This window comes from Shimia isoporae (assembly GCF_004346865.1).
GTDB classification, from domain to species: domain Bacteria; phylum Pseudomonadota; class Alphaproteobacteria; order Rhodobacterales; family Rhodobacteraceae; genus Shimia; species Shimia isoporae.
Genome location: NZ_SMGR01000003.1, coordinates 135946 through 147608 on the forward strand (window position 1 = coordinate 135946; position 11663 = coordinate 147608).

The window sequence follows — 11663 nt, forward strand, 5'->3', positions numbered from 1 at the left end:
AGGACGCGCTTGCCGCTACGCCACGCAATAGAACATCATGCCCGCCAGCGCCCCGATGCGCTGGCGGTCTCCATTTCCGGCAAGGCTCTGGACTACGCCACGCTTTTCCAGAAACTGCGGCGCTTGCACGGTGCGCTTGTGTCTCTACCGCATCGGCATCGCGGCGAGCTATCGCTGCCCTCCAATGCCCGGCTTTTTGCGGTTTCAACAGGCAATCACTCGGCCGCGGCAACGCTGTTACCCGCCGCATTGGCGACCCCTCACGCGGTCATGCTGCTCGACCCGCAATGGCCTGCAGCCCTGCAACAACGGATGCTTGCAAAGCTGCCGCCCGACGTCGTCTTCTGCCTCTCGACACAGACCGCTCTGATCGAAGCCGCCGAACGCCTCTCGATCCCCGCGATCACAGTCGACACCGATGCGTTCGAGACCTTTCTTGCTGCGCCAGCCGATCTGCCACTGACCAATCCGCGTGATACATTCATGGTGGGTTTCACTTCCGGCACGACATCAGAGCCCAAAGCGTTTGCCCGCGCGCGTCACAGCTGGCGCGCGTCACTTGATGCCTCCCGTCTTGCATTTGCGCTCACCGAGCAAAGCCACACATTTTCTCCGGGGCCGCTTGCCCACGGCATATCGCTTTATGCACTGGCTGAAACTCTGGAACTCGGGGCAGCGTTTCATACCATTGAGCGCTTCGACCTCGCCGACGCGCACCGCGCAATGGAAACCACACGCCGCATCGTCGCCGTGCCGTCCCTTCTATCCGCGCTTTGTCACGGCGCGTCTCAAGAACAGGTCGTCGAAATCACGACGGCCGGCGCCAAACTCGATCCGTCCCTGCTGACAAAGGCCCGCGATTTCTTCCCGCGCGCACGCATCCACGAATACTACGGCGCCTCGGAACTTGGCTTTGTCAGCCTCAACACGCACGGCCGCAGCAGTTCCTCTGCGCCTGCCAACTCAGTTGGTCGCCCCTTCCCGCATGTTGAACTTTCCATTCGCGAGAACGGCGCTGAGGTCGCTCAAGGAAACCCCGGCACCATTTTTGTACGAGGCGATCTGGCAATTGAAGGCTACCTCTGGGGTGGACGAAATTCCGGCTTCCGTCGCGAAGGTCCTTGGGCCACGGTCGGAGACCTCGGCAAACTGAACTACGACGGTTCGCTGACACTGCTTGGACGCGAGGGCGGGATGGTTATCACCGCAGGGCACAACGTCTACCCTCAGGAAATCGAAAGCGCCCTTACTGAAATCCCCGGTATCACGGGTGCACTCGTTCTCGGACGCACTCACCATTCACGCGGGCAGGAACTCGTAGCCCTCCTTCAGGGCGATGTCCCTCTTGAGGAGATCCGCAGCCAACTTGCAATCCGTTTGCCGCGCTACAAACTGCCGCGTCGCTTCTTCCGCCTCGCCGACTGGCCGCTTACCAGCTCCGGCAAACCCGATCGGACGATGCTTCTGAATTGGCTTGAAGAAAAGGACGTGCGCCTTGTCCCGCTTCACCCTGCCACCTGATCGCCAACCCGTCATCATCTCTGCCAGGCGCAGTGCCATTGGCCGCGCGCGGGGCATGTTCGCAAATCTCGACGTCGAGGACCTTGCCGCACCCGTCATGCAAGCCGCCATCGCGGATTCAGGTATTCACCCTGCAGAGATCGACGAAGTGATCCTTGGCAATGCCGCTGGTCCTGGTGGCAACATCGCAAGGCTTTCCGCTCTACACGCGGGATTACCCATGAGCCTGCCTGCGATCACCGTCGACCGCCAGTGTGGTTCAGGCCTCGAAGCCGTTTGGCAAGCCTGCCTACGCGTTGCAACGGGATCCGCGGATTGCGTCCTCACAGGCGGTGTCGAAAGTCAAAGCCGCGCGCCTCTTCGCACCCTGCCCGCCTCCGGAGTGCTGCAGGAACACAGCTACGCAAGAGCGCGGTTTAGCCCGGAAACTCTGGGGGATCCGGAGATGGGAGAGGCGGCAGACACTGTGGCGGCGCAATATGGCATCTCGCGCGCCCGTCAGGATGCCTTCGCCCTGCGCTCCCAAAAACGTGCGACAAAAGCCCGATCCAACGGCGCATTTAGTGACGAAATCGTACCCATTGCGGGTCAAAGCATTGATGAGTGTGTGCGCCCTGACATGACCGCAGACCGTTTGGCTCGACTACGCCCCGCGTTTGACAAGGACGGGACCGTGACGGTCGGCAACGCCTGTCCTTTGAACGACGGTGCCTGTGCTCTGGTCGTGACCTCCGCAGCCAATGCCCGTGCGCTGGGTCACAAGGTTGGTCTGGCCTTCCTTGATGCAGCCGCGGCTGGTGTTGACCCGAACTTGCTTGGCATCGGGCCTGTTGCAAGCACCCGCAAACTCCTGAAGCGCGATTCCGCTTTGGATATCGCTGACGTGTCACATCTGGAATTCAATGAAGCATTCGCTTCTCAAGTCCTCGCCTCACTTGATGCGCTAGGCATATCCGAGGAACTGCCAAACCTCGAAGGGGGAGCCATCGCTCTTGGCCATCCGTTTGGCGCATCCGGCGCCATTCTCGTGACCCGCCTGTTTTCCCAACTGGTGCGCCGACCTGCGCCAGAAAACTCGCTCGCAATGGCAATGATCGGTATCGGTGGCGGTCAGGGTATCACGGCGACTTTTGCACCGACTGCGCTCTAGCGCACCGCCGCGCCTCCCTTGAACGCAAACGGGACCGCCAAGCGGTCCCGTGCAAAAGCGTTTTGTTTGCTACGCCTCAATCGTCGTCTTCATCCAGCATCCGCACCGCGCCCAGCGAGGCGTTCGAGACATGCTGAGCATAGACTTTCAGCGCTTTGGACACAGCGCGCGGCCGTCCCTCCGCTTTCCAAACCTTCTTGTCGGCCTGCGGGTGGTTGGCGCGACGTTCCGCCAGGACCTCTTCGCTCACATCCAGATGGATGGTGCGGTTGGGCACCGAAATCTTGATCTTGTCACCATCTTCAACAAGGCCAATCACGCCTTTCTCAGCCGCTTCCGGTGACGCGTGACCAATGGACAGCCCAGCGGTGCCGCCAGAGAAACGACCATCAGTCAAAAGCGCACAGGTCGTGTCGAGCTTCTTGGATTTCAGATAGGCCGTCGGGTAGAGCATTTCCTGCATGCCAGGCCCGCCCTTCGGTCCTTCATAGCGGATCACCACCACAGAGTAAGGCTGCACTTCGTTCTGTAGAATTCCGTGCATCGCGTCTTCCATGCTCTCGAACACCTTTGCAGTGCCCTCGAATTCGTACATTTCCTTGATTACGCCTGCTGTCTTCAGGATACAGCCCTGCTCCGCAATATTGCCGAACAAAACGCACAGTCCGCCCTCTTCGGAGTAGGCGTTTTCAAAGTCGCGGACGCAGCCGTCCTCGATATCGAGGTCAAGCTCGGTATACATACGCGACTGGCTGAACGCCTGCGTGGTGCGTACGCCGCCCGGAGCCGCGATGAAAAGGTCACGCGCCTCGTTGCCTGCGCTCTCACGCCGAACATCCCATTTGTCGATGAACTCGCCGACTGTTTTTTCGTGTACAGTAGCGCAATCACGGTGGATTTTTCCTTCACGATCCAGTTCGCCCATGATCCGGGCAATACCCCCGGCACGGTGAACATCTTCCATATGATACTTGGGTGTAGACGGAGCCACTTTGCACAAATGAGGTATTTGACGGCTCATTCGGTCCATGTCCGCCATGGTGAAATCCACGCCGCCTTCGTGCGCAATAGCCAGCAAGTGCAATACCGTGTTGGTCGAACCGCCCATCGCAATGTCCAGCGCCATGGCGTTTTCAAACGCCTTGAAGTTGGCGATACCACGCGGCAAGGCGGTTTCGTCACCGTCCTTGTACCAGCGTTCACAAAGTTCGATGATCTTGTGGCCCGCTTCCTCAAACAGACCACGTCGCTTGGAGTGAGTGGCCAACAAAGATCCGTTGCCCGGCAACGCCAGTCCGAGAGCCTCGGCCAAACAGTTCATTGAGTTCGCGGTAAACATCCCAGAGCACGAACCACACGTCGGACAGGCCGAACGTTCCAGCTTGTCGACCTCTTCCATGCTGCGGTCTTCGTCAGTGGCGCCCACGATTGCGGTCACAAGATCGGCTTTGTGCTCGCCATCTTTCAGGATCACTTTGCCTGCTTCCATCGGGCCGCCGGACACAAATACAGCCGGAATATTCAGACGCATCGCCGCCATCAGCATTCCGGGAGTGATCTTGTCACAGTTGGAGATGCACACCAGCGCGTCGGCACAATGCGCGTTCGCCATATACTCCACAGAGTCGGCGATCACTTCGCGGGACGGTAGCGAATAAAGCATCCCGTCGTGCCCCATCGCGATGCCGTCATCCACCGCTATCGTGTTCATCTCTTTGGCAACACCACCGGCTTTTTCAATCTCCCGTGCCACCAGTTGGCCCATGTCTTTCAGGTGCACGTGACCGGGAACAAACTCGGTGAACGAGTTGACCACCGCCACAATCGGCTTGCCAAAGTCCTCGGTTTTCATACCCGTCGCACGCCATAGCGCACGCGCGGCGGCCATACGACGGCCAAAGGTCGAGGTCTTGGAACGAAGATCGGGCATCTTTTGCTCTCCTGCGGATGGCGAAGGCGCCCCATGCGGCGCCCCATTCATGTCTGGTCCGAACGGGTGCCACTCATATGGGGAATTTGCAAGAGAGTCTGGAAATTTTGTTGCTCAAATGGCCGCGATTTCCTTGCAGATCAATCGCCCAAGGCCGCCACCGCGCAATTGCTCTCTTTCGAGAATCAGCCCAACGCGACGGCTTGCGCCAAAAATCCGGCCACTTCCTTGCGGGAAACATCACAAAGTGTACGCAACTTGATGTGCCGCCGCGCTTTACCTTTGCCCTCCAGGTGCTTCCCCGGATCATGCAGTTGGGCGCCCTGAGAAAACTCGAAGGACACATGCGCGCGGTAGGTGAAATACCCGCCCACTGAAGTTGCCGCTATGCCTGGCTCCCGTTCTAGAATTATGCCGCCATACATCGCCCGCGCAAACAGATCCGGTGCGACCTCAGCGATCATGGCCTCCAGCGCATCTACAACTTCGGCCTGCGTACTCTTATCCATCGCTGGTCTTAGCCGGCATGGGCGTTGCAATTTCGACCAGACATCCGTTCAGATCTCGCACGTAGGAAAGCTCTTGTCCCCAAGGCATTTCATGCGGTTCCTTCACCGCAACGCAGCCATGAGATACAGCGCGGTCGAATGCCGACTTCACATCTTCAGTGACAAAACAAACCTCCCAGCCAGCGGGGCGTGCTTCCCGCCGATTTCGCGAAAACGTAACCTCACCCAACTCAACGGCCTCTTCCGCTGAGAACGACAGGATCGTCACACCCGTGTCCATTTCGGCGTAGAGACGGCTCTCGTGCATGAAGCGCTGCTTCAGTCCAAATGCGGTTTCATAGAATGCAACCGTGGCCGGTACATCCGCGACATAAATGATCGTATATCCAAGTTTCATGTCGACAAACTAAGCGGCTAACGCAGCCGGTTCTTGAACAATTCGGACATTCAGATCGAGTCACCCAAGAAACCGACACCGGACACATCTGGCAGGATTAGGTCATCCGGTAACGTCCCCGGTGCCTTGCCTGCAAACCGCCTCACCGCGCGTGTCAGATGTGCCTGATCCGCATATCCTGCATCAATCGCGGCCGCACTCAGGGAAAGTCCCCCTCGCATGGTCAACCATAACGCTCGATGGAACCTGACAACACCGACGTAGGTCTGAGCACTCAGACCGACCGACCCGAGGAACAACCTGCTGAGGTGCCGAACACTGACACCAACTTCCCTGGCAAGCGCCTCGACCCGAACCTGCCCGCCGGTTTCGTGAACGCGCTGCAAGGCAGCCGAAACGCGCTGGTTAACGGGCCGCTCCAGAAAGCCAGCGGTTGCAGCCTCCAAAACCGTTCGCAATTGCGTTTCTTCAGGTTGAGCAAGAAGAATATCCGCCAAGTCCGGCACCATTTCCAAGGCTTCATCATTCATCAACACCGCTTCTCGTGCGTCGACGATTTTTCTGCCCCACAAGTTTGCACCCTGCTCAGGGCGCAGCCGCACGCCAACCCATGAATCCCCTTCGTCGAACTCTATCTCATAGGGTTCAGTCGCCGGTCCCGTAACAACCGGAGTAATCGAACGAGATTCTTCGTTTCGGTACCGCACAATCACGTCGCACCGCCCGTCAGGCAAGATCACGGAACTCCCGGACGTTGTGGCGTGATAGGACCAAACGGCCTCCGCATTTCCGCGATCACTTCGCGGCGCGACGGCCTCAAAATATCCAGTCGGCACTCTGCTGTCCTCACTCGAAGGCATTCGAAAATGACGCTGCGGTCCAGTCAAATATGAGCCTCTTCAAACACTTGTCCGAACTGAACCACCCCCCTACTGTGTCACCGAATAGCCATCGGGACCACACTCATTTCAACGCAACCTGCCATACCACGTTCCATCTTCCAGACATGGAAGACCAAGGACATCACAAAAATGGATCGCCCCATGCGGCGTTGGGTGCTCTCGTGGCAGAAACAGAACCCCGACTGGCACGTCGCCTTCTCCGATGACGACGACTGTCGCACATTTGTATGTGACATTTTCCCGGAATTTCTCGCCACATACGATGCGCTGAACGTCATCGAACGCTCCGATCTTTGGCGAGTTCTCATCATTCTCCACCATGGCGGGCTCTATACCGACGCCGACACAGTCTGCCGAAAACCGATATCGGACTGGATCGACAGCAGCGACGAGGCGGTCATCGGCATTGATGGCGATTACCTGAACAGGTTTCCCGACTGGAAACCCGGGGGCCACGTGAAATCCGGCGGCGCCTACAACCTGGATCTATGGTGGAAAGACAACATCGTTGCCTTTTCCAACTGGACCTTTGCATTTGCTCCGGGGCACCCCATTCTCGCGGAGACTGCTCGTCGAATAGAAATCAACGCCGGTGACCCGTTTTTTGTCGAAGACCATCCGGAGTGGACAATCAAGAAAACCGGCCCCGGTGTGTTCACCGATGTGATCTATGACTGGCTGGAAGACCGTGGCCACTCTGCCCCCGATATCGTTCGGCATCTGCGCAAGGAGCGCGCAATCGTGATTGACGGTGTCCGCTTCGTTGACCGTCCGTCTTTTCACAGGCGTGAAGTCAAACACTTTGGCATGGGAAGCTGGAAGACCCTCACCATTCTGCACGCATGGCGCAGGCTTTCACGTCACTGGTACTAGCGTCCGGTTTCGAAAATTTCTTCGCCTCATGTCGTTTTCCCACTAGACGACTCGGGGAAAATCGCGCCCCAGTGAACACATGTTCAGCCACATCTCAAATCGCATTCCCCTTGGGCCTTTGTCCGCGCTGATCGCTGTATTTTTCTTTTCTCTGAACGACGCAGCTATCAAGTTTCTGTCCGGCGATTATGCGCTGCACCTTATTGTCCTGTTTCGCTCGGTAATCGGCCTCACCATTCTTCTGCTCGTGATTGTCCCGTTTCAGGGCGGCCTGCAGGTACTGCGAACCAAACGGTTGGGCATGCATCTGTTGCGTGGACTTTGCGTGGTCGCTGCCAACACCACATTCTTTCTCGGCCTCGCAGTACTTCCACTGGCTGATGCGATGGCGGTATTTTTCGTCTCGCCGCTTCTGATCACCGCGTTTTCCGCTCTCCTGCTCGGAGAAAAAATCGGCCCGCGCAGAATGATCGCCGTGGTGGCCGGCCTCATTGGCGTGCTTGTCATGATCCGACCCGGTGCCGGTGATTTCAACGTCGCTCTACTATTTCCGTTTTCGGCAGCTTTTGCTTACGCAATGCTGCATGTCTTGACGCGTAAAATCGGCAATACCGAAAGCGCTGCCACAATGTCAGTCTACATCCAGATCGTCTTTGTAGTCGTTTCGAGCTTTGTCGGCCTCACACTCGGCCACGGCCAATTCGCAGGCTCCGGCCACGAGATTTTCGACTTTCTTCTGCGCGCCTGGCATTGGCCTGCCGCGAGCGACTATTGGATTTTGGCTCTACTTGGCGTCGCCTCAGCAATGGGCGGCTTCTTCATCTCTCAAGCATATCGCTTGTCGGAGGCTTCCCTGATTGCACCGCTGGAATACGTGGCGATGCCTATGGGTGTAGCGTTCGGGGTGGTGATTTTCGGAGAGTGGCCAACTCTCACAACTTGGATTGGCATGGTTCTGATCATCGGCTCCGGCTTGTTTGTCTTCTGGCGCGAAGCACGGTCCAACAGCGACACAGGACCGGACAGACCGCGCGCGCGTCGTTAACTCTTTTCACCCGAGCCCGACCCGCTTAGGGTCGCCCTGACCAACGCGCGCAAGGGCAGACCATGACTGAAATTCAGGCCGTCGTTTTCGACATCGGCAATGTGCTTATCGAATGGCAACCCGAAAACTTCTATGACCGCACCGTCGGAAAGGCTCGCCGCAAAGCGTTTTTTGCGGACACAAATATTCACACCCATCATGCCCAAATCGATGCAGGCGCTTCCCTGCCCGGCATGATCGAAAGCCTGATCCCGCGCTATCCTGAATACGAACCTGAATTGCGGATGTGGAACGATAACTGGAATGACCTCGCCGCCCCTGCGATTCCCCACACTGTGCGCTTGCTGAACGCGCTCGCTGACAAGGGTACGACCCTCTTTACACTCACTAATTTCGGCCACGACAATTTTCCGCTGTCGCAGGCTGTCTATCCGTTTCTGAAACGGTTTGATCGTGAGTATGTCTCCGGTCGCCTGAAAATGATCAAACCTGATCCTGCAATTTATGCGCACGTTGAAAAAGACAGCGGCATCCGGCCGGAAGCGCTTCTGTTTGCCGACGACCGCCCGGAGAACATCGACGCGGCCGCCGCCCGTGGATGGCAAACCCATCTGTTCAAGGAACCACAAGCCTGGGCCGACCGGCTGGTTGCCGAAGGATTGCTCAGCGTAGAGGAAGCCAAATGACAACGATCATCCCCTTCGCCGATGGAGAGAAAAACCTCGACTGGCTCGGTCTCACCGACGCCATCGCCGCAGGCCACAGCCTTCCCAAGGCCGAAATTTCCGACAGTTTTCTTTATCGCGGCAAGGACACGTTGTTGCAGCGGCAGGCATGGATCGACGGGCTTGGCATCGCCGTTAAATCCGCAACCGTCTTCCCCGAAAATCCTGCCCAAAACATTCCGATGATCCACGGGGCCGTGACACTCTTCGACGACGCCCATGGCGTTCTTGCAGCTCTTCTTGATTTTCATCTTGTAACCAAGTGGAAGACCGCGGGCGACAGCCTTCTCGCTGCGCGCCGACTGGCACGGCCGAACAGCTCAAAAATCCTGATTGTTGGCGCAGGCACCGTTGGCCGAAACCTGCATGCAGCCTACTCGGCTGCCTTTCCCGACGCCCGTTTCACCGTCTGGAACCGCACGCAAGCGAACGCCGAAAAAATGGCAAGCGAACTGGACGGTCTCTCTGTGGCAACCAATTTGGAACAGGCCGTTGGCGAAGCCGATATTGTGACGTCCGCCACAATGTCCACCGAGCCGACCCTGCGCGGCGAGTGGCTGCAACCCGGACAACACGTTGACCTGATCGGCGCCTATCGACCTGACATGCGTGAAACCGATGACACAGCCCTGAAACGCGCGCGCATCTTCGTCGACAGCTTCGATACGACGCTTGATCACATCGGGGAACTCAAGATACCCATCGCCAGCGGAGCCATTGCGCGCGGCGACGTCATTGCGGACTACTACGACCTGAAGGCTTTTGTCCGTAAAACAGATGATGAAATCACGCTGTTCAAAAACGGCGGCGGCGCGCATCTGGACTTGATGACCAGTCGCTACATTTTGGATCGGTTCAAAGGCTGATCGCGTCAGTCGGATGTCACGCCGTAGCGCGCCATGAACATTTCGACGGCGCCATCCACGACCCGGTCGATTTCTTCCTGCGTAAATTCGGTCTGCACACCGGTCACCAGCCGCAAAAAGAGTCCGGCTTTGCACAACTCTGGAAACTGATCTGCTGCCAGCTCTCGATCCTCGACCACAACTTCGCCGCGCGCTTCTGCAATCTCGAGAAACTCGCACATTCGCTCGATCAGGATTTTGGGCCCCGTCTCGAAAAACTGCTGGCCCAACTCAGGGAAACGTTCCCCTTCCGCCACGCAAACGCGGAACATGTTGCGTCCAAACTCGCTTAGTACGATCTGCAAAAGACCGCGCCCGACCACCCCGAGAACCTCGGCGACCGGCTGTTCAACATCAACTGCGGCCTCAAGTGTTTCGGCCTGTCGTTCACATTCAACACGTGCCACTTCCATGAACAGAATTCGCTTGTCCGGAAAGTAGCTGTAAAGCGTGGCCTTCGAGACCCCAGCGCGACGCGCAATGTCATCTACCCCAATGCTTTCGAACCCGTGCGCCATAAATAGATCCCGCGCGCTCTCCAGCACTTGATCGTATTTCCGCCCTTTGCGGATGATCGGGGATTGATCGTTCATGAACCTGGGTACTGCCTTGGCATACATCGCATTACCCAAATATAAACTGCTCGGTTCAGTTTCATCAAGGGCCGAAGCTTTCCGGCACTGGTCCGCCATCGCAAGACGTCCCCGCCGCCCAAAACCCAAACGTTGGCGTTTGCCCCCGCCGCCTCCCGTGATAGGCATGCTCACATGCTGCCGATCTTTTTAAAGACATTGCCGTTTTTTGCGATAATCGGGCTCGGATATTGGGCCGGACGTACGCGGTTTTTTTCGGCCGAGGCCACGGCCTATCTGACAAAGTTTGTTTTCTACTTCGCACTTTCGGCAATGCTGTTCCGCTTCGCGGCAAACCTCAGCCTTTCCGAGGTTCTGAACTGGCGTCTGATGGGCGGCTACCTCTGGGGCTGTGCTGTGGTCTACGGCATCGCCACAATCGTCGCCTACCTGCGAAAGCAAGACATCGCCACCACCGCAGTGGAGGCCCAATGTGCCGTGATCGGCAACACGGGATTCCTGGGTGTTCCGATGTTGACCCTTTTGATGGGACCAGCCGCGATCGGGCCTGTGATGCAGCTTCTCGCAGTGGACCTGATTGTCTTTTCAAGTCTGATCGTCATTTTGATCACCGGCAGCCGGGACGGGCGCATGAGCCTTGGAATTCTCCGGACTGTTGCCGGCGGCTTGATCCGCAATCCGATGATCGTCGCCATTTCGCTTGGCTTCATATGGTCTGCGCTGGAAATTCCGATACCGGCCCCCATGAACGAATTTCTCGCCATTCTTGGCGGTGCCGCAACGCCCGGAGCGCTCTTTGCGATTGGTGCATCGCTGGCGACCAAATCCGCCGAGCGTGTAAGCGTCGCGATGTGGCTTAGCTTCTGTAAACTGGTCCTGCACCCGATTGCAGTCGCGGTTGCAGTGCTTTGGCTTTTCCCTATCGATCCCTATTCCGCCGCCGTGGTTATCGCTGCATCCTCCTTGCCCGTGGCAGGCAACGTCTACATGCTGGCTCAGCACTACGGTGTTGCGCCGCATCGTGTTTCTGCCGCGATCCTGTTTTCCACCGCTTTCAGCATCGGAACAGTCTCGGCTGTGATTGCATGGGTCATGCAACTCTGACATCGTGGC

Annotated in this window: 12 protein-coding genes; 7 read left to right on the forward strand and 5 right to left on the reverse strand. The window is 57.6% G+C overall.

Features of this window, described 5'->3' with window-relative positions; all coding sequences use genetic code 11:
- The first annotated feature begins 9 nt into the window (after positions 1-9).
- Together BXY66_RS14975 and BXY66_RS14980 are read left to right on the forward strand one after the other, a co-directional pair.
- Positions 10-1521, forward strand: coding sequence for an AMP-binding protein (locus BXY66_RS14975; RefSeq protein ID WP_132861200.1), 1512 nt, complete (start codon positions 10-12; stop codon positions 1519-1521).
- Complete coding sequence (locus BXY66_RS14980; protein ID WP_207911336.1) at positions 1496-2671, forward strand: thiolase family protein; 1176 nt, start codon at positions 1496-1498, stop codon at positions 2669-2671. Before BXY66_RS14975 ends, BXY66_RS14980 begins: the two co-directional genes overlap by 26 nt.
- Positions 2672-2747: 76 nt before the next feature.
- On the opposite strand, the gene ilvD is transcribed toward BXY66_RS14980, so the two are convergent.
- From ilvD to BXY66_RS15000, 4 genes are all read right to left on the reverse strand, one after another.
- Positions 2748-4601 (reverse strand): dihydroxy-acid dehydratase, encoded by a 1854-nt coding sequence (ilvD, locus tag BXY66_RS14985; protein ID WP_132861201.1) that lies wholly within the window; start codon positions 4599-4601, stop codon positions 2748-2750.
- A 185-nt stretch (positions 4602-4786) separates the two neighbouring features.
- On the reverse strand, positions 4787-5110 hold the full coding sequence (locus BXY66_RS14990; RefSeq protein WP_132861202.1) for a DUF1801 domain-containing protein: 324 nt from the start codon (positions 5108-5110) through the stop codon (positions 4787-4789).
- Positions 5103-5507 (reverse strand): VOC family protein, encoded by a 405-nt coding sequence (locus BXY66_RS14995; RefSeq protein WP_132861203.1) that lies wholly within the window; start codon positions 5505-5507, stop codon positions 5103-5105. Before BXY66_RS14995 ends, BXY66_RS14990 begins: the two co-directional genes overlap by 8 nt.
- A 50-nt stretch (positions 5508-5557) precedes the next feature.
- Positions 5558-6343, reverse strand: coding sequence for a helix-turn-helix domain-containing protein (locus BXY66_RS15000; RefSeq protein ID WP_165929202.1), 786 nt, complete (start codon positions 6341-6343; stop codon positions 5558-5560).
- A 195-nt stretch (positions 6344-6538) separates the two neighbouring features.
- On the opposite strand from BXY66_RS15000, the gene BXY66_RS15005 reads away from it, so the two are divergent.
- From BXY66_RS15005 to BXY66_RS15020, 4 genes are all read left to right on the forward strand, one after another.
- Positions 6539-7282: a glycosyltransferase family 32 protein gene (locus BXY66_RS15005; protein ID WP_132861205.1), complete on the forward strand. Its 744-nt coding sequence runs from the start codon at positions 6539-6541 to the stop codon at positions 7280-7282.
- Between the two features lie 79 nt (positions 7283-7361).
- Positions 7362-8327 (forward strand): DMT family transporter, encoded by a 966-nt coding sequence (locus tag BXY66_RS15010; RefSeq protein WP_132861206.1) that lies wholly within the window; start codon positions 7362-7364, stop codon positions 8325-8327.
- Positions 8328-8389: 62 nt separating this feature from the next.
- Complete coding sequence (locus tag BXY66_RS15015; RefSeq protein ID WP_132861207.1) at positions 8390-9013, forward strand: HAD family hydrolase; 624 nt, start codon at positions 8390-8392, stop codon at positions 9011-9013.
- A complete protein-coding gene (locus BXY66_RS15020; RefSeq protein WP_132861208.1) occupies positions 9010-9918 on the forward strand; it encodes an ornithine cyclodeaminase family protein in 909 nt (302 codons plus the stop codon). The genes BXY66_RS15015 and BXY66_RS15020 overlap by 4 nt, the downstream gene beginning before the upstream one ends.
- Before the next feature lie 5 nt (positions 9919-9923).
- Here BXY66_RS15020 and BXY66_RS15025 read toward each other — a convergent pair whose 3' ends face one another.
- A complete protein-coding gene (locus tag BXY66_RS15025; RefSeq protein ID WP_132861209.1) occupies positions 9924-10550 on the reverse strand; it encodes a TetR/AcrR family transcriptional regulator in 627 nt (208 codons plus the stop codon).
- Between the two features lie 174 nt (positions 10551-10724).
- Between BXY66_RS15025 and BXY66_RS15030 the strand changes: the two genes are divergently transcribed.
- A complete protein-coding gene (locus BXY66_RS15030) occupies positions 10725-11654 on the forward strand; it encodes an AEC family transporter (RefSeq protein ID WP_132861210.1) in 930 nt (309 codons plus the stop codon).
- Positions 11655-11663 lie beyond the last annotated feature (9 nt).